Source organism: Parvibacter caecicola (genome assembly GCF_003725335.1).
GTDB classification, from domain to species: domain Bacteria; phylum Actinomycetota; class Coriobacteriia; order Coriobacteriales; family Eggerthellaceae; genus Parvibacter; species Parvibacter caecicola.
On the sequence record NZ_QIBY01000004.1, the window covers coordinates 25,822 to 48,404 of the forward strand.

At 61.8% G+C, this 22,583-nt stretch carries 22 protein-coding genes; 3 read left to right on the plus strand and 19 right to left on the minus strand.

Annotation, left to right across the window (positions count from 1 at the left end; genetic code table 11):
* Positions 1-9: 9 nt before the first annotated feature.
* Entirely contained in the window at positions 10-1,335 is a 1,326-nt protein-coding gene (locus DMP11_RS03890) for a U32 family peptidase (protein WP_123185199.1), read from the minus strand.
* Positions 1,336-1,646: 311 nt separating this feature from the next.
* Here DMP11_RS03890 and DMP11_RS03895 point away from each other — a divergent pair, with 311 nt between their 5' ends.
* On the plus strand, positions 1,647-2,291 hold the full coding sequence (locus DMP11_RS03895) for a TetR/AcrR family transcriptional regulator (protein ID WP_214647093.1): 645 nt from the start codon (positions 1,647-1,649) through the stop codon (positions 2,289-2,291).
* Positions 2,292-2,513: 222 nt separating this feature from the next.
* On the opposite strand, the gene DMP11_RS03900 is transcribed toward DMP11_RS03895, so the two are convergent.
* The 16 genes from DMP11_RS03900 to DMP11_RS03975 all read right to left on the minus strand — a co-directional run bounded on the left by DMP11_RS03900 (position 2,514) and on the right by DMP11_RS03975 (position 18,210).
* Positions 2,514-3,311, minus strand: coding sequence for a hypothetical protein (locus DMP11_RS03900; RefSeq protein ID WP_123185201.1), 798 nt, complete (start codon positions 3,309-3,311; stop codon positions 2,514-2,516).
* The gene (locus DMP11_RS03905; protein WP_123185202.1) at positions 3,308-4,099 is read right to left on the minus strand and encodes an ABC transporter ATP-binding protein; all 792 of its coding nucleotides are present in this window, start codon (positions 4,097-4,099) and stop codon (positions 3,308-3,310) included. Before DMP11_RS03905 ends, DMP11_RS03900 begins: the two co-directional genes overlap by 4 nt.
* Before the next feature lie 87 nt (positions 4,100-4,186).
* The gene (gene cysS, locus DMP11_RS03910; RefSeq protein WP_123185203.1) at positions 4,187-5,695 is read right to left on the minus strand and encodes a cysteine--tRNA ligase; all 1,509 of its coding nucleotides are present in this window, start codon (positions 5,693-5,695) and stop codon (positions 4,187-4,189) included.
* Positions 5,696-5,746: 51 nt separating this feature from the next.
* The gene (gene ispF, locus DMP11_RS03915) at positions 5,747-6,241 is read right to left on the minus strand and encodes a 2-C-methyl-D-erythritol 2,4-cyclodiphosphate synthase (protein WP_123185204.1); all 495 of its coding nucleotides are present in this window, start codon (positions 6,239-6,241) and stop codon (positions 5,747-5,749) included.
* A 12-nt stretch (positions 6,242-6,253) separates the two neighbouring features.
* Positions 6,254-7,111 (minus strand): 2-C-methyl-D-erythritol 4-phosphate cytidylyltransferase, encoded by an 858-nt coding sequence (ispD, locus tag DMP11_RS03920; RefSeq protein WP_123185205.1) that lies wholly within the window; start codon positions 7,109-7,111, stop codon positions 6,254-6,256.
* A 98-nt stretch (positions 7,112-7,209) separates the two neighbouring features.
* On the minus strand, positions 7,210-9,792 hold the full coding sequence (locus tag DMP11_RS03925; protein ID WP_123185206.1) for an ATP-dependent Clp protease ATP-binding subunit: 2,583 nt from the start codon (positions 9,790-9,792) through the stop codon (positions 7,210-7,212).
* A 267-nt stretch (positions 9,793-10,059) separates the two neighbouring features.
* Positions 10,060-12,060 carry a lysine--tRNA ligase gene (gene lysS, locus DMP11_RS03930; protein ID WP_123185207.1) on the minus strand — a complete coding sequence of 667 codons (2,001 nt, stop codon included), beginning with the start codon at positions 12,058-12,060 and terminating at the stop codon, positions 10,060-10,062.
* Positions 12,061-12,295: 235 nt separating this feature from the next.
* Positions 12,296-12,766 (minus strand): transcription elongation factor GreA, encoded by a 471-nt coding sequence (greA, locus tag DMP11_RS03935; RefSeq protein ID WP_123185208.1) that lies wholly within the window; start codon positions 12,764-12,766, stop codon positions 12,296-12,298.
* Positions 12,767-12,912: 146 nt separating this feature from the next.
* Positions 12,913-13,167 (minus strand): Sec-independent protein translocase subunit TatA/TatB, encoded by a 255-nt coding sequence (locus DMP11_RS03940; protein ID WP_123185209.1) that lies wholly within the window; start codon positions 13,165-13,167, stop codon positions 12,913-12,915.
* A gap of 130 nt (positions 13,168-13,297) precedes the next feature.
* Positions 13,298-14,209: a class I SAM-dependent methyltransferase gene (locus DMP11_RS03945; RefSeq protein WP_123185210.1), complete on the minus strand. Its 912-nt coding sequence runs from the start codon at positions 14,207-14,209 to the stop codon at positions 13,298-13,300.
* 63 nt (positions 14,210-14,272) lie between these two features.
* Complete coding sequence (locus tag DMP11_RS03950; RefSeq protein WP_170155475.1) at positions 14,273-15,301, minus strand: DNA alkylation repair protein; 1,029 nt, start codon at positions 15,299-15,301, stop codon at positions 14,273-14,275.
* An 80-nt stretch (positions 15,302-15,381) separates the two neighbouring features.
* The gene (locus DMP11_RS03955; protein WP_161555292.1) at positions 15,382-15,999 is read right to left on the minus strand and encodes a helix-turn-helix transcriptional regulator; all 618 of its coding nucleotides are present in this window, start codon (positions 15,997-15,999) and stop codon (positions 15,382-15,384) included.
* A 143-nt stretch (positions 16,000-16,142) separates the two neighbouring features.
* Complete coding sequence (locus DMP11_RS03960; protein ID WP_211329067.1) at positions 16,143-16,601, minus strand: hypothetical protein; 459 nt, start codon at positions 16,599-16,601, stop codon at positions 16,143-16,145.
* On the minus strand, positions 16,591-17,040 hold the full coding sequence (locus DMP11_RS03965; protein WP_123185213.1) for a hypothetical protein: 450 nt from the start codon (positions 17,038-17,040) through the stop codon (positions 16,591-16,593). Before DMP11_RS03965 ends, DMP11_RS03960 begins: the two co-directional genes overlap by 11 nt.
* Entirely contained in the window at positions 17,034-17,591 is a 558-nt protein-coding gene (locus tag DMP11_RS03970; RefSeq protein ID WP_161555293.1) for a flavodoxin family protein, read from the minus strand. The genes DMP11_RS03965 and DMP11_RS03970 overlap by 7 nt, the downstream gene beginning before the upstream one ends.
* A gap of 1 nt (position 17,592) precedes the next feature.
* Entirely contained in the window at positions 17,593-18,210 is a 618-nt protein-coding gene (locus DMP11_RS03975; protein WP_123185215.1) for a TetR/AcrR family transcriptional regulator, read from the minus strand.
* 239 nt (positions 18,211-18,449) lie between these two features.
* Here DMP11_RS03975 and DMP11_RS03980 point away from each other — a divergent pair, with 239 nt between their 5' ends.
* Complete coding sequence (locus DMP11_RS03980; RefSeq protein WP_123185216.1) at positions 18,450-18,821, plus strand: helix-turn-helix domain-containing protein; 372 nt, start codon at positions 18,450-18,452, stop codon at positions 18,819-18,821.
* A 182-nt stretch (positions 18,822-19,003) separates the two neighbouring features.
* Here the strand turns inward: DMP11_RS03980 and DMP11_RS03985 are convergent, their stop codons facing one another.
* Both DMP11_RS03985 and DMP11_RS03990 read right to left on the minus strand, forming a co-directional pair.
* Positions 19,004-20,026 carry a helix-turn-helix transcriptional regulator gene (locus DMP11_RS03985; RefSeq protein WP_161555294.1) on the minus strand — a complete coding sequence of 341 codons (1,023 nt, stop codon included), beginning with the start codon at positions 20,024-20,026 and terminating at the stop codon, positions 19,004-19,006.
* A gap of 17 nt (positions 20,027-20,043) precedes the next feature.
* Positions 20,044-20,886 (minus strand): hypothetical protein, encoded by an 843-nt coding sequence (locus DMP11_RS03990; protein WP_123185218.1) that lies wholly within the window; start codon positions 20,884-20,886, stop codon positions 20,044-20,046.
* A gap of 420 nt (positions 20,887-21,306) precedes the next feature.
* On the opposite strand from DMP11_RS03990, the gene DMP11_RS03995 reads away from it, so the two are divergent.
* On the plus strand, positions 21,307-22,461 hold the full coding sequence (locus tag DMP11_RS03995) for a DNA polymerase Y family protein (protein WP_214647094.1): 1,155 nt from the start codon (positions 21,307-21,309) through the stop codon (positions 22,459-22,461).
* Positions 22,462-22,583: the final 122 nt, after the last annotated feature.

Here is a 22,583-nt window from a genome sequence, read left to right on the forward strand (position 1 = left end):
CCCCGCCCGCTAGCCGTGGCGGGCAGAACGGCGAAACACCCGGGCCCGCAAGAAACTGCCCTCCGGCACCGGCTGCGGGCAATCCAATCGGTACAGGTTGCAGGAGCGGTTGGCCACCGGCGCCGGCAGCCAATCGTCCGCGGCCGTCCGGTCAAGGGCCTCCGGCACTGTTGCCGGCGCCCCCTCGTCGTGCACGTCGGGACCGAAGGCGGGTAGCCAGCACAGGTTCCGCACCTCCACGGGCGCGGCGGCCCCGCCGGGCACCAGCGCTTCCAGCGCCTGCCCTTCCTCGAAGCGGTTGCGGGCCAGGGCGTACAGCTTGCCATCGCCGCAGGCCACCACGTCCGCCACGTGCATCGTTTGCTGTTCGTAGCCGTCGTAGTCCACCGCTTGGCGCGCTTCGCCGAAGTAAAAGCCCGTACCGTAGGGGCGGTGGGACACGTCCAAAAGCTCCGGCGCCACCTGTTGCCACGGCTCGCCGTCCAGCACGCGGCGATAGGCCCCCACCACGCTGGCCACGTAGAACGCCTTTTTGTTGCGCCCCTCTATCTTTATGGAATTCACCCCCGCCCGGGCCAGATCGGCCAGATGGGGCAGCATGTTCAGGTCCTCGGCGTTCATGAGGAAACTGCCGGTTTCGTCTTGCTCTAAGGGGAAGAACACCCCTGGGCGCTTCTCCTCTTCCAGCAGGTACTCCCCCGCCGTCTCGGACGCGCCGGGCGCGCCGGCCCCCACTTTGTAATTCCAGCGGCAGGGCTGGGTGCAATGGCCCTTGTTGCCGGAGCGGCCCGTGAGGTACGAGCTGATGAGACAGCGACCGGAAACCGCCATGCACATGGCCCCGTGCACGAAGGCCTCGATCTCCAAATCATCGGGAATCTGACGTCGCATCTGGGCAATGTCCGCCAGCGACATCTCGCGGGCGCATACCACGCGCGCAGCCCCCAGCGAATGCCACACCTTCGCCGCCTCGGCGTTGGCCACCGAGGCTTGGGTGGAAACATGGCGCTCCACCCGCGGCGCCACCTGGCCCGCAATGGCGAAAGCCCCCAGATCGCCGATGATGAAAGCGTCAACCCCCGCCGCATCCAGCGCCCGGAAGAAGTCCGGCAGCTGGGCGATGTCGCTATCGTGCATGAGGATGTTGCAGGTAACGTGCACCTTCACCCCATGGGAATGGGCGAAGGCCACCGCTTCGGGAATCTGGGCCAGTGGGAAATTGGCGGCACGAGCCCGCATGCCGAAACGATCGGCCGCCAGGTACACGGCGTCGGCGCCGAACAGCACCGCCGCCCGCAGCTGCTCCATGCCCCCTGCGGGGGCCAAAAGTTCCATAGTGCCCAAAATTCCGCCCTTCCGAAAAACTGAAGGGCCATTATAGCGGCAAGCACCGCCGTCGGCCGTCCACGCGCAGCGGCCCGGCCGCCCCGCGGGCGCCGTCACTCGTCTTCGGAGAAAGGCCCGCTCTATGGAGCCCCCGGCCTCTGCCGAAAACGAGCATCCCCCTTCTCGTTGCCGGCTTCCACCCACCCCTTCCCGAAACGGGTCAACAGATTACAATGGGCACGTTGACCGATGGGTCAACGCACCGGGGAGCGAACCGAGAGCTTCCCGCACAAGCCACCCCCGCCCTGAAGGAGATGCCCGTGCGCCCGCTCAAGCCCACGAACCGCCACGGCGATTTCGACGCCCTTCCGCCCGAGCGCCAAGAGGCCATCATGCGCGCCGCAGTGGAGGGCTTCGGCCGCCACAGCTACAAGGAAGCCTCCACGGAGGAGATTGCCCAGCGGGCGGGCATGTCGAAGGGGCTTTTGTTCTTCTACTTCCGCAACAAGAGAGCCCTTTACCTGCGCACCTTGGACCACCTTATGGACAAGGTGGTGAATTGGGTGGTGGACGACGAGTTCTACGCCATCGATGACTTCTTCGAGCTGATGCTGTACTCCGGCGTGCAGAAAATGGACAACCTGAAAAAGTGGCCCTGGGCAATGAAGTTCTCCATCCGGGCCTTCTACGCCGACCACTCCGATTTGCGCGATGCCCTGACGGGGTGGACGAAAACGCAGGTGGACACCATGTTCGATCGCTTCTTCCAGAACGTCGATTTCAGCCGCTTCCGCGAAGAGGTGGACCCCCGCGAGGTGCTGGACATGCTGATCATGCTGGGGGACGGCTACCTACACCAGCGGCTGTCCGACCGCGAGCCCATAAACCTGGAAGACTTCATGGCCGCCTACCGCAAATGGTGCGGCATCCTGCGCGCCTGGGCCTACAAGCCGGAGTACTTGTAGGCCTTTCGAGCAGGGGAAAGGGAGAGCAGCCCAAGTCGCTCATGTGTCAAGGGGACGAAAGTGAATGTCCCCTTGACACCCTACCCGCGAACGGCCGTAGGGAGGGGCGGGGGTGGCCCAACAAAGCGAGTTCCGCACGACGAAAACGCGCCAGTGGCGCGTTTTCCAAAGCAGGACTGTCTGAGCGACTTGGGTTACCCCCGCCCCTCCCCTCCAGAAACCTTACAAGCTGAAGTCGCGGCGGCAGAAAGCAGCGGCACCGGCGGCGAAGAGGGCAGTGGAGGCCCCCAGCAGGCCGACGGAGCCGGCAGCGGCGTCCGCTTCCCCCGCCGCCAAACCGTAGGCATCGTAGAGGGAAAACGGCGAAAGGCTCGCCACCCATTCCAACCCTTCCCCCACCGTGCCGGCAAGGCCCATCAGCAAAAAGAGGATGCACGCCCCGGCGCCGGCCCACAGCGCCACCGACGGCCTTTGGAAGGCGAAGCCGGAAGCGAAGCACAGCGATGCGGCAAACAGCCCCAAGGCGGCAAGGCCGAGGTTCGCCCGCGCCAGCGCCACCTGATCCAATTCCCCAGGAAAGAGCGCCTCGCAAAATGCCGCTTCCGAGGCCCACAGCAGGAGCACCGTAAGCAGCACCACTGCCACCTGCGCTGCAATCAGCGTGACGGCAAGGCGCGGACGGGAGCAGGGCGAGGCCAAAAGCCACGCCAGCGAGCCGTCCTTAGTGGGCCCCACCGCCAGGCGCTGGGCCATGTAGGCGCCCATCAGCGCGAACAGGCCGGTGAACATGAACCCGTAGAGGTAATTCAGCAGGAAATCGCACAGGGTGGCGGAGGGGTTCGCCATGCCGAAAGCGGCGAACAGCTCCGGCATGGCCTCTTGCATGAGTTGCAGGCTTTCGTTCACTTCCGGGTCGTAGAGGTAGACCACCATGCCAATGTAAACGGCCATCACTGCCGCAATGGCCGCAACGGCAACCGCCAAGCTGCGCAGGCTGCGCCGAAAGAGGGGCAAGCTCATGACCGCACCTCCTCCCCTTCAAAGGAGCGCGCACCCACAGCGCTGCGCTCCCTCCCATCGCCCCAATGGCGCTGCAGTGCCTGGGGCCCATAGAGCTGGCCCATCACGCCATCTAAGGTAAGCTCACCGGCAGATGCGGTGCAGACCAGCCGCCCCTGCCGGATGAAAACGGCCCGGTCGCAGGTGCCCTCCACTTCCCCCAGCAAATGGGAGGAGAGCATGATGGTGGCGCCGCGATGCTTCTCCGCCTGCACCAGCTCCACAAAGCGCCTTTGCATCAGCAGGTCCAGCCCACTAGTGGGCTCGTCCAACAGCAGCAGCCGGGGCTTCGTCATGAACGCGGCCACAATGCCCACTTTCTGGCGCGTGCCCTTCGACATGGAACGCAGCGGCACCGAAGGGTCCAGTTCGAAGAATTCCGCCAGCTCGTCGGCGCGCTTGCATCCCAGCCGAAAGCCGTCGCCTTCCACCGCCGCCATCGAAGCGGCGAAACGGAGGAAGGAGCAACCGGTCATATCGCCGGGAAAGGCCAGCTCCCCCGGAAGATAGCCCACCGACTTCTGGATTTCCGCCCGCTGTGAGAAGCAGTCGCGGCCGAAGATGCGCGCGCTGCCCGATTGGGGCCGCACGAACCCCATGAGCATGCGCATGGTGACGGACTTCCCCGCGCCATTGGCCCCCAGAAAGCCCACCACCTCTCCCGGAGCCACCGTCAGCGACAGGTCGAACACGCCGCGACCGCGGCCGTAGTCTTTCGTGGCGTTGCGTATCTCTATTGCAGAGCCCATAGGCCAAACCCCCTCATCGGAGGCGCCCGCAGGCGCCAGATGGTTGATAGGGTTTAGCCTACTCCGTTGACTTGTTTTGGGAAGGGGTTAGCCCTCGTAGGTGACGCGGGCGCCCTGGGGGGTGTCTTCGATGACGAAGCCCAGGCCCGCAAGCCCGTCGCGCACGCCGTCGGCCAGGCCCCAGTTCTTTTCCTTGCGGGCCAGGGCGCGGGCTTCCAGCAGCGCCTCCACCGCCTCTTCCGGGCTGGCGCCGCCGTAACCGGCCAAATCGGCCGCCAGGGCCACCACTTCCACCGGGTAGTTGGTTTCCTCGGCCATGTCGGTTTCCACGTCGATGCCCAGCACCGCCAAAAGCTCGATGATCACGTCGCGGGCGGCCACCACCGCCTGGGCGTCGTTCACGGAAAGCGACTTGTCGGCCACCGCCGCGTTCACGATGCCCACCAAGGTGAACACCGCCCCCAACGCCTGCGGGGCATTGAAGTCGTCGTCCATGGCCTCGGTGAAGGCACCGTTGGCCTGGGCCACCGCCTCCGCGAGCGCCTGGGCATCCACCGCATCTGGCGCGCCATCTTGGGCGTTGCCCGCCAGCCAGTCCATGTTCTTCACCGCGTTCTCGATGCGCGTGAGGGCAGCATCGGCTTCGTTCAGGCGATCCACCGAGAAATCCAGCGGCGAACGGTAGTGGGTCTGGGTCATCAGCATGCGCAGCGCCGCCGGACGGGTTTCGTCCAGCACGTCGTGCAGCAGCATGAAGTTCCCCAGCGATTTCGACATCTTCTCGGCGTTGATTTGCAGCATGCCGGAGTGCATCCAGTGATTGGCGAAGGTGCAGCCGCACGCCGCTTCCGACTGGGCCCGTTCGTTCTCGTGGTGGGGAAACACCAAATCCGACCCGCCGCCGTGGATGTCGAAGGGCAGCCCCAGGTACTTGCGAGACATGGCGGAGCACTCGATGTGCCAGCCGGGGCGCCCCTGCCCCCACGGCGAATCCCAGGCCGGCTCGCCGGGCTTGGCCGCCTTCCACAAAGCGAAATCGAGCGGGTCGCGCTTGCGATCTTCCAACCCCTGGCCGTCGGCCCGCAGCTCCCGATGGCCGCCTTCCATCTCGTCCACATTGCGGCCGGAAAGCTGGCCGTAGCCATCGTAGGAGCGCACGGCGAAGTACACGTCCCCCTCGTCGGTAGCGTAGGCATGGCCCCCTTCGATGAGGCTGGCGATGAGCTCTTGCATGGCGCCTATTTCCTCGGTGGCCTTGGGGCGAATGTCCGGGTCGGCCACGCCGGCGGCGTGCATGTCGGCGATGAAAGTCTCGGTGTACTCGGCCGCCACCTCAGCGGCGCTGCGCCCCTCTTCCTTCGCGCGGTTGATGATCTTGTCGTCCACATCGGTGACGTTCTGCACGAAAGTAACCTCGAAACCACGCCAGGTGAGGTAGCGGCGAATGGTGTCGAAAGAGATAAAGGTGCGGGCGTTGCCGATGTGGATGCGGTTGTACACGGTGGGGCCGCACACGTACATGCCGATCTTCCCCTCGTGCAGTGGCACCAGGTCCACCTTCTTGCGCAGCTTGGTATCGTAGAGTTTAACGGTCATGGCGAGAGCCTTTCTATTTGCGGAAACGAAAACGAAGCGAGAACAGGGCGCCTAGCAACATCGGGCGCACAGGCACACGGCGGTGGCGCTGATGCCTTCTTCGCGGCCTTCGAAGCCCAGGTGTTCGGTGGTGGTGGCCTTCACCCCCACGCTCTCCACTGGCAGCCCCATGGCGCGGGCCAGGTTCTCCCGCATGGCATCGCGGTAAGGCGAAAGCTTGGGCGCCTGGGCGGCAATCACGCTGTCCACATCCAAAATCTCGTAGCCGGCATCGCGCACGAACTGGGCCACGCGGGCCAACAGCTTCAGCGAGTCGGCGTCTTTGTAGGCGGGGTCGGTATCGGGGAACAGCTTGCCGATGTCGCCGCCGCGCACCGCCCCCAAAAGGGCATCGGAAATGGCGTGGGCCAAAACGTCGGCATCGGAGTGCCCCAACAGCCCCTTGGTGTGGGGAATGTCCACGCCCCCCAAAATGAGGCGGCGCCCCTCGGCGAAGGCGTGCACGTCCATGCCCTGCCCGATGCGCAAACGGGAGAAGTCTTCCATCGCAGCCGCTCCTTAAAAGCCCATATCATCGCTGCCGGCACTCTTCAGATACATCATGCGCACCGCCGCCGCCAGCAGAATGTAGTCCTCGGGAACCGTCAGCTTGATGTTGTCCCGCTTGCCTTCCACCACCAGCACCTTGCCCCCCAGGCGCTCAATGAGGGAAGAGTCGTCGGTGCCTACAAATCCGTCTGCCAAGGCAGCGGCATGGGCGCGGCGGTAAATGCCGCTGCGGAACACCTGCGGCGTCTGGGCGTTCCAGAACACCGAGCGGTCGGGAGTGCCCATAATCATGCCGTCTTCCACCACCTTCAGGGTGTCAACGGCCGGATGGGCCACCACGGCACCGTCGGCATCCAGGTTGCCCCGCACGGTATTGATGGTGTGCTCGATGAGCTCGGGGCTGATCAGGGGCCGGGCGCCGTCGTGCAGCACCACGAACTCGAAGCTATCGTCCACGTACTCCAGCCCCGAGAAAGCGGACTCCTGGCGAATGGAACCGGCCGGCGCCAGTACCACCGGCGTGACGAAGGGGAACGGGTCGATGGCCTTGTGCAGGTACTCGCTCTGGCGCTCTTCCGGGCACACGATGACGATGAGCCCGATGTCCCCCACCGCATCGAACGCCTCGGCCGACCAGGTGAGAATGGGCTTGCCGGCAATTTCCACCAGCTGCTTGCCCCCTTCTTTCCCGAAGCGCTCACCGGTGCCGCCGGCCAGGATGATGGCGGCGGTTTTGGGGTTCTTGTCCACTTTGCCCTGCAGCTCCAGCAGCGGGTGCTGCAGCATGTCGAAATCGAAATCGCTCAGCAGCAAATCGGGGGCCTGCAGCACGGAAGGTTCGTAGATGGGATCGATGGTGCGCGCCATGAATGGGCCCCTTTCTCAGGCTTCGTTTTTGTGAACAGTATAAACGAGGAAGGGAGGCCCGAAGGCCTCCCCTGGCAGAACGAACGCAAACGTAACGGCTACTCCGCCGCACCGCCGCCGGAAAGGACGCCGGCCGGAGCGCGGCCGGGGGCGCCGGCGTGGCCCAAGTCGAAATTGGTGAGCAGCAGCTCGGCGTCGCGGGCGATGGAGTCGCGCTTGCGGGGCGCCGGAATGGAACCGGTACCCGCCGTGAACACCAACTCGTCGCCGGCTTCGTTAAGCTGCACGTCCACCACGCTGCCGCTGGTCCAGCGGCCCTCCAGAATCTGCTCGGAGAGCGGGTCTTCCAGCAGCCGCTGGATGGCGCGGCGCAGCGGACGGGCGCCGAAGGTGGTGTCGGTGCCCTCCTTCGCGATGAAGCGGCGCGCCTCGTCGGAGAGGTTGATGGTCATGTTCAGCTCGATCATGCGGTCGCGCAGCTCCGCCACCATCAGCTCCACAATCTGGCCGATCTCTTCCTCGGTAAGGCTCTTGAACACGATGATCTCGTCGATGCGGTTCAAAAACTCCGGCCGGAACAGCTTCTTCATCTCCGCCATCACGCGGGACTTGATCTCTTTGTCTGACAGGCCCCCCTGCGAATCGGCCGAGAAACCCAGCGGGGTGCTCTGAGCGATGTCGCGGGCGCCCACGTTGGAGGTCATGATGATCACGGTGTTGCGGAAGTCCACCGTGCGCCCTTGGGCGTCGGTGAGGCGGCCTTCTTCCAAAATCTGCAGCAGGATGTTGAACACGTCCGGGTGCGCTTTTTCGATCTCGTCGAACAGCACCACCGAGTAGGGGCGCTGGCGCACCGCCTTGGTCAGCTGGCCGCCCTCGTCGTAGCCCACGTAGCCGGGAGGCGAGCCCACCAGGCGGCTCACCGTATGCTTTTCCATGTACTCGGACATGTCGAAGGAGATCAGTGCGTCTTCGGAATTGAACAGGAACTCCGCCAGCGCCTTGGACAGCTCGGTTTTGCCCACGCCGGAGGGGCCCAGGAAGATGAACGAACCGGCAGGGCGCTTCGGGTCTTTCAAACCGGAACGGGAGCGGCGGATGGCCTTGGAAAGGGCGGTGACCGCTTCTTCCTGCCCCACGATGCGCTCGTGCAGCACCCCTTCCATGCGCAGCAGCTTCTCGGTTTCGGCCTCGGTGAGGTTGGAAACCGGCACGCCGGTGGTCATGGACACGATGTCAGCGATGTCCTCCATCGTCACCGCTTGCACCGCTTTAGAGGTGTCGGCCTCCCATTGCTTCTCGGCATCTTCCCGCTTGTTGCGCAGGTCAGTTTCCTTGTCGCGCAGCTCAGCCGCCTTCTCGAAGTCCTGGTCGGCGATGGCGGCGTCCTTCTCCTGGCGCAGATGGCGCAGCTGCTCGTCCAAATCCCGCAGCTCTTTTGGCAGGGTCATGTTGCGGATGCGCATGCGGGCGCCCGCCTCGTCCAGCACGTCGATGGCCTTGTCGGGCAGGAAGCGATCTTGGATGTAGCGGTCGGACAGCGTGACAGCGGCCCGCAGGGCGTCGTCGGTGAAGTGCACCTGGTGGTGCGCCTCGTACTTGTCCCGCAGCCCTTCCATGATGCGCACCGCCTGCTCCTCGTTGGGCTCGCTCACCGTGAGCGGCTGGAAGCGGCGCTCCAGAGCGGAGTCCTTCTCCAAGTGCTTGCGGTACTCTTCAGAGGTGGTGGCGCCGATGATCTGAATCTCGCCGCGGGACAGCGGCGGCTTCAGGATGGCGGCGGCGTCGATAGAGCCCTCGGCGGAACCGGCGCCGATGATGGTGTGGATCTCGTCGATGAACAGCAGCACATCGCCCTTCTCCATCACCTCGTTGATCACCTTCTTCAGGCGCTCCTCGAACTCGCCGCGGTACTTCGAGCCGGCCACCAGGGCGGAAACGTCCAGCGTGATCAGGCGCTTGTTGCGCAGCAAATCCGGCACTTGGTTGGCCACGATCAGCTGAGCCAGCCCCTCGGCGATGGCGGTTTTGCCCACGCCCGGCTCGCCCAGGATGAGGGGATTGTTCTTCTGACGGCGGGAGAGGATCTGCATCACCCGCTCAATTTCGGCGGCGCGGCCGATCACCGGGTCAAGCTGGCCGTCGCGGGCCTTCTGGGTGAGGTCGGTGCCGAACTCTTTGAGCATGCTGGAATCGGGGCCGGATGCGGGGTCGAAACCGGAGCGGCCGGCGTACACGGGGCTTTGGCCCACCAAATCGTTCAGGGCAGAGCGCACGTCGTCGCCGCTGGCCCCCAGCCGCTGCAGCACCTCAAGGGCGGTGCCCTCCCCTTCCCGCACGATGCCCAGCAGCAGGTGCTCGGTGGAGATGTAGGACTGCCCCATCTGCATGGCCTCGCGCAGCGAGTTCTCCAGCACCCGCTTCACCCGCGGGGTGAAGGAAAGGTGGCCGGACACGTCGGTATCTTGGTCGATGGTGACCACCTGGCGGATGGTTTGCACCACGCCGTCGTAGGTGACGCTCAAACGATCCAGCGCCTGGGCCGCCAGGCCGTCCTTCTCCTGGATAAGGCCGAGCAGGATGTGCTCGGTGCCCACGTAGGGCTGATGCAGCCCGCGCGCTTCATCCTGAGCCAGGACAAGCACCTTACGGGCCTTGTCCGTGAATTTCTCGAATGACATGGTTGCCTCATTTCCCAAATTGGGTGCCCGCGAATGAACACTTTTCTCTCTCAAAAACAGACATGCCGGGCACAGAAATATAATCGAAGTCAGTTTAGCACTCGCGTCAAGCAATTGCTAAAATCCGCCCGCAGCGCCCCGTAGTTGTGGGCAGGTTGTGGATGGGAGCAGGCGGCGGCGAAGGAGCGCCCCGTTCCACGAACCCCAAACGAAAAGGCCCGCACCGGAAGGTACGGGCCAATTGTCGGAAAGCCGGCAAACAGCCGATTAGTACAGCTTGGCGCCGGCGGGGATGCGGTCGTCCACCATCAGCAGGTTCAGCTGCTCCTGCTTCTGGCCGTCCTCCCCTTCCACTTCGTTCACGGCGCTGATGATCATGCCGCAGGAATCGATGCCCATCATCTTGCGCGGAGGCAAGTTGGTGATGGCGATGAGGGTGCGGCCCACCAGGTCTTCCGGCTCGTAGTAGGCGTGGATGCCGGAGAGGATGGTGCGGTCTTGCCCGGTGCCGTCGTCGAGGGTGAACTGCAGCAGCTTCTTGCTCTTGGGCACCGCCGCGCACTCCTTCACCTTCACGGCGCGGAAGTCGGATTTGCTGAAGGTGTCGAAGTCCACCTCGTCGGCGAACAGGGGCTCGATGACCACCTTCGACAGGTCCACCGCCGGCGCCTTGGGGGCCGGGATGGCGGACGGGGCCGCAGAAGCCGCGGGGGTTGCCGCCGCGGCGGGCGCAGCCGCCTTACCGCCAGCGGGCGCAGCCGCCTTACCGCCAGCGGGCGCCTCATCCTTCATGTGGGGGAACAGCAGCACGTCGCGGATGGAGGGGGCGTCGGTGAGCAGCATCACCAAACGGTCGATGCCGATGCCCACGCCGCCGGCCGGGGGCATGCCGTACTCCAGCGCGCGGATGTAGTCGGCGTCGTAGCCCATGGCCTCGTCATCGCCCATGTCCTTGGCCTCCACCTGGGCACGGAAGCGCTCCGCCTGGTCGATCGGGTCGTTCAGCTCAGTGAAGGCGTTGGCATACTCGTGGCCCAGGATGAACAGCTCGAAGCGCTGGGTGAGCTCGGGGTTGTCGGGGTGCTTCTTGGCCAGGGGCGAAATCTCCAGCGGATGGTCAATCACGAAGGTGGGCTGCACCAGCTTTTCCTCCGCCACCGCTTCGAAAATCTCGGAAATCAGCTTGCCCTTGCCCCAAGCCGCCTCGGCATGGCCGCCGTTCTTCTCCAGAATGGCCACCAGCTCTTCGCGGCTGCGGGCGAAAGACACCTCTTCGCCGGCGTGCTCGGAAGCCAGCTCCATCATGGAAGCGCGGCGCCAATTGCCGGAAAGGTCCACGTCGACGCCTTGATAGCTCACCTGCAGGCCGCCACAGGCGTGCTGGGCCGCCGCCTTGATACAGCCTTCGGTGAGGTCCATCATCGAGTCCAGGTCGCCGAAGGCCTCGTAGGCCTCCATGGTAGTGAACTCGGGGTTGTGGTAGGGGTCCATGCCCTCGTTGCGGAACTGGCGACCAATCTCGAACACCTTCTCGAAACCGCCCACCAACAGCCGCTTCAGGGGCAGCTCGGTGGCAATGCGCAGGTAGTAATCGCGGTCGAGCGCGTTGAAGTGGGTGATGAAGGGCTTGGCGTTCGCGCCGCCGATGATGGCGTGCAGAAACGGCGTTTCCACCTCGTAGTAGCCCTGCTCCTCCATGTAGCGACGGATGGCGGACACAATCTTGAAGCGGCGCTCGAAGGTGGTGCGCACCTCCGGGTTCATCACCAGGTCCACATAGCGCTGGCGGTAGCGGGTTTCCTTGTCCTGCAGGCCGTGGAACTTCTCCGGCAGCGGGCGCAGGCTCTTGCTCATCAGCTCGAAGGAATCCACCGCCACCGAAAGCTGGCCGCGCTTGGTGCGCATCATGGTGCCGGTCACGGCAATCCAGTCGCCCACGTCGAGGTCCTTCAGCTCTTCGAAGGCTTCCTCGCCCAGAGCGTTGATGCGGCAGAACAGCTGGATGTCGTGGCCCGACTCCCGCAGCTCCAGGAAGGCTATCTTGCCCTGCACCCGCTTGGCCATGATGCGGCCGGCGATGGCCACCGCCTTGTCGGTGGACTCGCCCTCTTCCAGCCCGGCGAACTGCTGGTTCAGCTGTTCCACCGTGTGGCTGCGCTTGAACGAGTGGCCGTAAGGGTCGCGGCCGGCGGCGATCATCGCCGCGCGCTTGGCCTTGCGCACCTCAATCGGGTCGTCTTCAACAACGGCTTCAATCTCTTCGCTCATGGGCCCTCCTAACGTGTCCATGGAGAAACGTAAGAACCTATTTTCCTCAAATTCTTTCAGAGATGCAGGTCCGATAAAAGTAAGCGAGAAGGAGCCCGGTGCCCCAGATTGCCCCGCGCAGAAGGCCAAGCGTACTTCGGTACGCGCCGCGCCTTCTGGAAGGGGCAAGATGGGGTGCCCGGCTCCTTCGCAGCGCCCGAGCGGTTCCGTCGGCCGGAAGGCCGACGGAACCAACTTAATGCTCGATCTTGGTAATCGTCATCTCGATGGTGCGACCGGTGGGGCCGGTGGTGGACACCACGTCCCCCTTCTTGTGGCCCAAAAGCGCAGCGCCCACGGGCGACTCGTTGGAAATGCGGCCGGTGGCCACGTCGCTCTCGGCGGCGCCCACGATGGAGAACACGCGCTCTTTGCCGTTCATCTCCACTGTCACCGACGAGCCGATGTTCACCTTGCTGGAACGCTTAGGGGCATTCACCACGGTGGCCTCCGACAGGATGCGGTTGATCTCGGAGATGCGCGCCTCCATCATGCCCTGCTCATTCTTGGCGTCGTCGTACTCGGAGTTCTCGGAAATATCGCCGAATTCGCGGGCCACGCGGATGCGCTCGCCCACTTCGGCACGCTTCTCGTTCTCCAGGTAATGGAGCTCTTCTTCCAGCTTCTCCTTACCCTCTTGGGTGAGGATGTAATTGCCGTCAGCCATGAGCCGACCTCCTTCGGTAACGGAGGGCACGGTAATTGCCCCCGGACTGCAACAAAGACGCACCGCCAAACTGATAAGCAGTGCGTCTTCAGGGTTTCTGCGTTGAGCAGAGGAATTATAACCAGGTAATTGTGTTTTACAAAGGGCTATTCGGCCTTCTTCACTACCTTCTTCTTAACGGTCTTCTTGGGAGCAGGCTCTTCCACCACTTCCTCCACCACCTCTTCCTCATCGGTGGCCTCTTCGGCGTCCTTCTGGCCCTCGCCCATGCCGTCGCGCAGGTTCTTCACCGTCTTGCCGATGGCGTTGCCCAGTTTGGGCAGGTTCTTCGGGCCGAAGATCAGCAGGATAACGGCCAGAATGATGAGCAGCTCGGGCACGCCCATTCCCAGAAACTTCATGTTCTTCTCCTCGCGTTGGTTTGGTTCGGGCACCACTGCCCTTAAGTCAACTAGCGGGAAAAGATAGCACAACCGCGGGCGCGCGGCGCGCTGCCCTATAAAGATTCCACAGGGGAAACGGCGGCGGGCGCTACCGCCCCACGTCCCAGGCCACGAAGGCCCAGGTGGTAATTTGCGGGTCCTTCAGCCGCAGCCATTCGCCTGCCCCGCCGTCCTCTCGGGCGCCGTGCAGCTTGGCCGGGGCGCCGGCCTCGTCGCCGGCGGGCACCAGCTGCTCGTCCAACCAGCGCTCCAAGCGAGCAAGGGCCGCCGCCCGAGCCGATGCCCTCAGCTGGTCCAGCGCCTGCTCCGCCATCTTCCGATAGCGCTCCCGCGCGTCCTCCCGCGAGGAAAAGCGGTCGCGGCGCACGCTGCGGATGTAGCTCACCTCGGGGCAGAACCCCCCGTCCGCCAGCATGTTGAAGGCGAACAGGTAGTCCCGCGCCACATCTTCCGGCAGCCCCATCACCCGAAACACCCGGTTGTCCATCCGCGGGGACGAACCGGTGGCCAGCGTCACGCACACCCGGCGCCGGGCAGTGCGGCACAGCTTGTCCAGGGCGGCCTGCAGATCGGCCACCGCCATCGAGCGCGAGGCCACGCACACGTCCACCGACTTCTCCCCCACGCCACGGGCCTCCCAATCATCCTCCCAGCTCATCTGCACCGGGCGTACGGAGGCGATGGCCTTCTCGGCCAAAGTGCGCTCCATCACCCCCAACATGCCGGCGGAAAAATCGGCCGCCACCACTTTATGGCCGACGGCCCCCAGCGGGATGGACAGCGCCCCAGTGCCGCAGCCCATGTCCAGCACCGTCTCGCCGGGGCGGATGGCCGCCAGGCGCAGGAAGTCCTCCACGTAGGTGCTGGGGGCATCGGCCACCGTGAAGGTTTTGGAACGCTCATCCCAGTAGGCGGCGTCGTCGCTGCGGCGGCGGGCCGCCTGGAACGCCTTCCAGCGGCCGCTCCAATCGATGGGGGCAAGGGCGGGGGTTTGGGTCATGGGGCAACCTTTCCGTAACGGGCAGTCTCGCTATTATACTCGCTCAAGGCAAATGGACGGCCCTTATCTGCACTGGCGCAGACGGTCCTTCATCTCCGGAGAGATACGGCGGCTCTCGATGGCCTTCTGGATGGCCTTGCGGCGGGTCCACTCGTCCAGCAGGGCGCCCGCCCCCTTCGCCTCGAAATAGGGCATCGTGGCCGCCTGCTGCTTCGCCAGCGCCTCAGCGAAATACCAGGCCCGCATCATGTTCGCATAGTAGACGTCGTCTTTGCTGGCCGGCTGCTGGCGCGTGCTGGGCATGCAGGCCGCGGCCACCGCCTGAAGAAAGCGCTCCTCGAACAGCTCGTCCAAGAACAGGCGCATCAGCACCCCGATGCCGAAACGGATGGTGTAGCACTTCCCCGACGCCAGCCACTCCTGCACCTTCGCAAGCGTCAGGCCGGGCTGCTGCGCCAGCACCTGCACCGGCAGCTGGTCGCAGGTGGCCCAGTTGTCCACGTGGGGAAGAAAGGCATCGTAGAGCTCAAGCGCGGTGCGGTAGTCTTTTTCCAGCCCGATGGCGAAGGCGTGCACTTGGTTTTCGTCGTACAGCCGATGCGGCAGCGCCTTGAGGAAGGTCTGCTTGTCGGGGAGCTTCGCCAGCTGCTTGGCAATGCGCCGCAGCGCCGGGGTGCGCACGCCGGCAATGGTTCGCGAGTCCAAATTGGGCACCAGCTTGGAATGGAATTGCCGGTAAGACGCGTCCACGTTCTGGGCGATGCTTCGGTTGACGAACTCCAAAGCGCTGTCCTCGCCGAAACCCTCCAGCTCGGCGCCCAGCACCTCCTCGAAGGGGCGCTGGGCCGCCAGCACCAAAAGCCGGTCTTTCTGGCGGCGGTCCAACTTCTTGAAGCGGGCCTCGGCGCTCATGGCCCGCTCCTTGGTGTAGAAGCGGGCGCAGGCAACCAGCTTAACCGGCCCGTGGGACTTCGTGTACTTCGCCCCCGTGCCCGCCTGGTGGGCCGCCACGCGCGCCGCCACATCGGGGCTGTAGCCGGTGTAAAGGCTGCCGTCCCCGCACTCCAGCACGTACATGTAATGTTCGAACATACTCATGGGCCCAGTATAGGGCTTCCCCACCGGCGCGGTTGGGCGAAAAAGCAGCAGGACGACCGTCTTCACCTCGTCGGCTAATGCAGCGCGTTAACGATAAGCGTGAGAACGAATGCGACGATCAATCCGATTCCCGCGCCGCAAATGAGCTTCGTAAGGTTGGACAGCCACGGACTGCGTCGCGAAAGGGCTTCTCCGTCCTCGGGCACCTCTTCCCCATCCATGAACGCGCTGATTTCGCGGTATGTCACGAGATTATGGCTCTTCTTTATCCGTTCGATCCTCACCGATAGCACAAGCGAGGGAATCCAGAAGGCAACCATGGCGGCTATTCCCGCAAGAGCGCCCGTCGACAAAAACGGTATAGGCGAGGGATTCTTCCAGACAGCGTTAAGCCCGACCATGCAGGCAATGCCCATGAGTATGAGCGCAACAGACCCGACCGCCATCCGCTCCATCACCATCGCATCCTTGCTGACCATCTCTTTCATCGAAACCACGTCTCCTTTCACAAGATCATCTATGGAGACGCCGAATAGGTCGCTGAGCAAAAGAAGGCTTTGAACATCGGGATAGGTCTTCCCGTTCTCCCAGCTGGACATAGTCTGCCGCGACACGTATATCGCGTGAGCAACGTCTTCCTGGGACAGGCCCAGGCGTTCGCGGTTGGCCTTCAGTTGTCTTGGCAGCTCCATCGGCACCTCCTTTCCGAAGACGAGGTTTGCATTCGGCATTCGAAGATACCACCAAGATGGCTTTACATTGATGTATTGAGAGCAATTCGAAGCGTCAAAAGGTCTTTACATAAGCCTCTGAACTGGTGATTTCGATTCGAAGTCTATTTTAACGAATTCAATGTCAGCAGAACGTCGCAGATATCACCTTGAACAAGAGGTCGCATGCTATCGGTGTATTTAGAAAGATCCGCGTGCCTTAGCGCATCGGAGATACGGGCAGTAAGTTGCGGCTTCTCTTCAGCGACTTGCGCTAATGCTTTTACGCATTGACGAGCCGTGATAGGCTTCTCGTCAGTCACATGCTCAAGGTACTCGTCGATGATCTTTTCGATCTTGCCTGCTTCGTCCCATCTCGCATTGCAGGCAATTAGAGTCAGTCCGCGCGTTCGGACGTAGGAATTTTGATCGCTCATCATCTCGATGAAGGTATCCATATAGTGATATACCTCATCGCTCTGACCGCTGGCCTCGACGAGCGATTTCAGCGCGCAGTAAGCAACTTTGTTGTTAGGTGAGCGGAGTTGGCGCACCAGCATCTCGACGCTTTCTTCATTTATCACAATAATCCTTCCTTCTATTGAGATTGCCCGCAGCATGCGAACTTGAAACGAGCTGAAGGACACCGAGCAGCAGATAGAATGCAGACAGCCCATTCGGAATGAAGACCAGTTCAAACATGGTCCAGAAAATGAGCAGGATTCCCGCAGTGATGCCCCAGCGGTAAGAGACTGCAAGTTTCCCGCGAAAGCGGAAGACCAGAGCGATCGCGTTTGGAACCCCGTTTACGAGGAGAAGCGCAAACCCCGCCCAGAACAGGTCCTGCTTCATGAGGTCCGGTATAGGAAGCGGATCGAGGATCGATGCGGGCATCCAATCATTCCATGAAAGCGGAAGCGTAAAGAACGCGCTCGCCATCATCCAGACTCCGCAGACCGAGGCACAGATCCCGTCGAACCAGTTCATGAACAGCGCGAAAGCGCGGGACAGCCTGCCTAGCATTGCTCCCCTTTCTCCATTGCGCTCAGGCAGGCGAGCACCGGTTCTAAGTACTCGCGCCTTGTGCCGTCGAAGCCCTCGCCCATGACGCGCAGCATCTCGGCTGCCTTCGGGTCGCTCTCTGCTGCCTTGGCGTTCGCCTTGAAGAACATCTTCATCGCAATCTTGTCTGACGTCCCGAGGCGCTCAAAGTCGAACCCGCCTTGGCAGTAGAAGTGCGGGAGGGCGGGATACTCGTTCTCGGGGAACGTGCGGCGAAACGCTTCCTCCGTCTCTGATGCCGGCCACATATCGCACGGCATGGGCGTAGCTCCCGTGGCAAGCACTACAACGCGAAGGTTTGGATGATCTCGCATCACCTTCTTCAGCCATTTGGCGTCCTTGACGGATGCCGCATGGAACCAGCTGCAGAAGACGAGAGCATCCACATCGTCCAACGCAACACTATTCTTCTCGGAATAAGGAACAGCCTCGCACCCGAGGTCTTCTGCGAGCCATTCGGCGTACTTCTTCGTGAATCCCGTCTGTGAACAGTAGATAACAGCGGCTCTCATCCTAGGCGTCCTTTCTGTGGGCATCGTTGAACTGCTCGACATGGCGCAGACAGAAAGCACGGGCATGATCAGCTGACGCCTCTTGCTCCATCAGCATGAGCATGGGCCCGTGGAACTCCATGGCTGCGAGCTCGATATCGCATGGAGCAAACACCCCGGCATCGACCAAATGGGAGAAGATGGTCTTCTGCAGCTCGATGGGGCGCTCGATGAACATGGCTGCGTAGAGCGCGCGGAAGCGGTCTTCTCCATAGCGGTTGGAGGCGAGCATCCGCATGAAGAGCTTGATCCTTGCATTATCGAAAAAGGGCGCGTAGCTATCCCATACGAGAGAGGAGAGCTCTTGGCTCTTCGCACATGAGTAAGCGTGCGGGTCGTCTTCGGGAGAGGCCATCGCGCCCGCATCCCTCACCGTGCTCTCAACATATGAGCTCTCCCGCTCGGTCAGTGCGTCGAAGAGCTCTTGCTTTCCCTTGAAATGGTTATAGAGCGAAGCAGCCTTCATCCCGGCAGCTTCTGCGATATCGCGCATGGTGGTCGCTGCGTAGCCCTTCTCGCTGAAGAGGACGAGCGAATCATCAAGAATTCGATCCCGTGGGTTTCCCTCGATTTTCGGCATAAGGCTCCCTTGTACTAACTAACATTTGTTAGTTAGTATAGAGATCAAAGGAGGTTGCGTCAATCTGTGTGGAGAGTTAAAGGTATCGTCCTTGCCAATGAGGAAGTCTTGCCTTTTGAGCTGCATATGGCAAGTTCGGTTGACGCATTTCCAACCTTTGTTGGTTGAGTGCCAACCACAGCAGTCGGTACATTCAGCCCATCGTTGAACACGTAGAATATCCAGAGGAGTGATGAAGCATGAATTTCAACGAGAAGCTGATAGAGCTGCGCAACTCCAAGCACCTGTCCCAAGAAGAGTTGGGGCACGAGATAGGCGTGTCGAGGCAGACCATATCCAAATGGGAGTCCGGCCAGTCCTACCCCGACTTTCAGCGGCTGGTTCTTTTGAGCGACTATTACGGGCTGTCCTTAGACGAGCTCGTACGCAATCTCGACGTGCAGGATGTGCGCGATAAGAACATGAGTGCCGAGCAACTGAACTCCATCTACAACGACGTCGGGTTTGCGAAGAAATGCATCAAATGGTGGATCATCATCGCAGGCATTGCTGTGGGAATCGTGCTTCTGCTCGTCCTGCATTTCGTCATCAACGCCATCTTCGTGTGGTGAAGCGACTTCACGCGCCTGCACAAAATGCTTTTAGAGATGCTTCAAAGATTGCTCCCATTCAGCTTTAGTCCTTGAAGCATACGGAAAGGAAACGATGGGACGGGGCAATGCTTCGAAGAAACACTACCCCAATCTGTCCTTCTGACATGCTCTCCCACGTAAGCTTTGGGCTGGGCAGTTTTTTATTCTGCCTTTCCACAGGCTTTCAAGATCAGTGTCGCGGCACCGCAGAGGAGTCCTCCTATGGGCCAAGGAAGCCAGAAGAATTCGTCAACTTCGCTGCCGTTGCCCAAGGGGATGAATAACAAGCTAAGCGCGATGATGGTCGCCACTATCATGATGCAACCGCATATCGGCCCCACGAGCCTGCTCTCCTGTTTGAGCGCAAGCGCGCGCTCACGTTGTTCTTCCGTCAGGTTCGCTCGATCTATGTCAGATGCGCTCAGCTCCTTTACGGATTCCTTGTTGTACTCGTCGATGTTCACGCGCCCCAAGGCGAGCGCGCCGTGAACGATGAGCCAAACGTCTATCGCTATGCATACGAGCATGGAGAAAGCGGCGAATATATCGTTCATTGACGTTTCGTCTGTCTCGGAGCCGAAAAAGATGACAAGGACTATCCACAAGAAGATGAGGCAGATGCTAATAATGAGCTCCCGGGTGAATTGTTCACGCGCCTTCACCTTGTCGGCTTCTGTGTAGAAATCCTCCAGATAGGGATGGAGTTTGACGAATGCAGAATGTTCAAGCGCTGCCCTGATGATGAATGCCAGCCCCGAGCCTATGCCTGCGAAGAGGAGGAGCATGCCGAAACCCGCCGAGATCTTCTCCGGCAGAATACCGACATCGGACAATCCTCCGAAAATGACACAGAAGGCCACTCCTAAGATAATGAGCGATATGCCCGTCGGGATCTTCCAGCCAAAGGTTCGCATGATCTTGTCGTATCCGAAAAGGTCGGATGGCGCTCGATGCTGCACGAGGGCGGGCGTTGGCCCCTCTCCGGTAAGGTCACCCGTCACAAGATCATCGAGGGTGCAGCCGAACAGGTCGCACAAAGCAAGCAGCTTGTCCATCTCGGGGCTCGTTGTCCCCGCTTCCCATTTTGTGACGGCTTGTCGGCTCACGCCTATACGTGCCGCGATGGCCTCTTGCGTCATGTTGTTTGCTGATCGAAGATGCAGCAGGTTCTCTCTGAATGCCATTGGTGTGATTCCTTTTTTCATCGGTTGCAATTGTACTGTGTCGAGATGATCCAAATTAAAGCATTCTTCAGGTTCCTGCCATCAACCAGCCGGTGCAAAATACGTTTTTTTCTGGAACTTGGTGGTTGCCAAGGGCTGGTCACAAGCATCTTTTTTATACGTTTGGGCACGTACATGTACTCGGGGCTCATAGGGTGGGTGACGAGCTCGCAACCGTCGGCGAGGCTCCCGTCGTGCTTGAAGTAGAGGAAGTCGTTTCCGTACATGGAGCTGATGCGGGTCGCTGCGGCATCGGCGTCGCCGTCGTCCATCTCAAGCTCAACGCCGAGGTAGAGGCCCGTAGGCTCCGACTCAGGATCATCGCGGAAGATCGGGGCGGGCTTGAAGTAGTAGGACTGTATGGACTGCCCGTTGTCGTATGAGGAGCAGGACCAGCAGTAGCGCCCACTCTCGGTCTCTCGCGTGTCGCTTGTGCGGAAGAGCCGCCCGCAGCATTCGCAGCGGGAGTAGTTCGGGAGGCACTCTTCGCAGATTTCGCGCCCGTTGTGGGCGATGGCTGGCGGGTGCAGTTCCGTCTCGTGGAGCTGCCCGCAGTGGCCGCATGTGTATGTGCGGGCATCGGCGCAGCTGCGGCAAAGGACGCATGACTCGGAGGTGGTGAGCGTCTCCTCGGTGAGACGGAAGGTGCCGCAATGGTCGCATCGGGTGTATCGCGTCTCAGCGCAGTTCGGGCAGACGTCCTGAATCGGTGAGCTTGCGGGTTCGTAGATCGTCTCGCAATGCCGACAGAAGTTCAGCAGAGCCTCGCTCTGAGGAAGGTTTGCTCGCCTCGCTCTGGTTCGTGTGGCAGTTCTTGGCATGTGGATCGCCCCTTTCTTTTGCGTGCCTTGCACGCCCGGGGGCGCAGGTGACGTGCATTCGCGGCAAGGGAGGAAGCGAAACCCGGAGGGCTGGAGTTTTTATCGCTTTCGGATATAGTCACGCGGCGAGAAAAAGTTTTCGCGGCCCTTGCGCGTATGAGCGGATGCCTGCGAACATGCGGATTGCTAGGTGCGCTGAAAGGGCGATTAGCCAAGCCACCGCCTGAGAGCAAGAGCGGGACTGCGCTGCTCAGCAGGCTCATATGATGCTGAAGCAAAGGCGTTGCGACTTCCCGGAACCCGGCAAATCCCATCCAATTCGGAAAATCCACAGTCTGTTCGATTGACGGATTCACCCAATGGGTGCATCATTAGAAACCTTACAATCGTACAAATGTTCCCATTCCGAGGAGGTGCCTCTTGAGCGAGCGCGTCATAATGCATATCGACATGAACGCCTTCTACGCGTCCGTGGCCCAGCACCTCGACCCATCGCTCAGGAACAGGCCGGTAGCCGTCGCCGGAGACCCTGAGCGCAGAAGCGGGATCATCCTCGCCAAATCGCGAGAGGCCAAGGCGTGCGGCGTTAAGACGGCGGAGGCGATATGGCAGGCCAAGCAGAAGTGCCGAGACCTCATCGTCGTGCCACCGGACTATGCTGCCTACAAGAGGTACTCGACGCTTGCGCGCATGATCTACTACGAGTACACCAACCAGGTGGAGCCTTTCGGGCTGGATGAATCCTGGATAGACGTGACGGGTTCGATGCACCTGTTCGGCGAAAGCCCCATGCTCATAGCCCAAGAGATCTCGGAGCGCGTCAAGAAGGAGCTAGGCCTTACGGTGTCGGTCGGGGTCTCGTGGAACAAGGTGTCCGCGAAGCTCGGAAGCGACACGGACCCGGGAGACGGCATCATCGCCATCACCAAGAGCAACTTCAAGGACGTCGCATGGCCGATGCCAGCCTCGGAGATGATCTACGTGGGACCGGCCACCACCCGCAAGCTCCAATCGGCGGGCTACATGGCCATAGGCGACCTCGCGCATGCCGGGGACTGCTTCCTCGACAAGAGGTTCGGCAAGATCGGAAGGATGCTGCGCGCATTCGCTCGCGGCGAGGACCAGAGCCCCGTGCGCGTGATGGATCCCGCGAAGGCTGATGCTGACTACGTCGTCAAGGGCATCGGGAACGGTCTCACAGCCCCGCGTGACCTCGTTTGCGAGGCGGACGTGAAAGCGCTCGTGTGGCTGCTGTCGGAGTCGGTGTCGCAGAGGCTTCGTGAGTCGCATCTTCGCTGCAGGACAATATCGGTCGGGATCAGGCGAGCAGTGGACCTCACGGGATACTCAAGGCAGACGACCTTGCGCGTGCCGACCTGCCTGACGACCGATGTGGCCAACATCGCCATGGAGCTCATACGGGCAAGCCAGCCGCTCGATGAGGAGCACGCGATACGGACCATCCATGTGCGCACCACGAACCTGTCCTCGATGCTGGAGCCAACGCAGCACGACCTCTTCGGGGATGTCGAGAAGGTCAGCAAATTGGAGAAGCTCGACCTCGTGATCGACTAGCTCAGGCGTCGCTTCGGCAACAAGTGCGTCCATCGTGCCGTCGAGCTTACTGACGAGGTGATGTCCAGTTTGGACATCAAGCGCGACAACACCGTTCACCCAGTAGGATTTCTGAGGTAGGC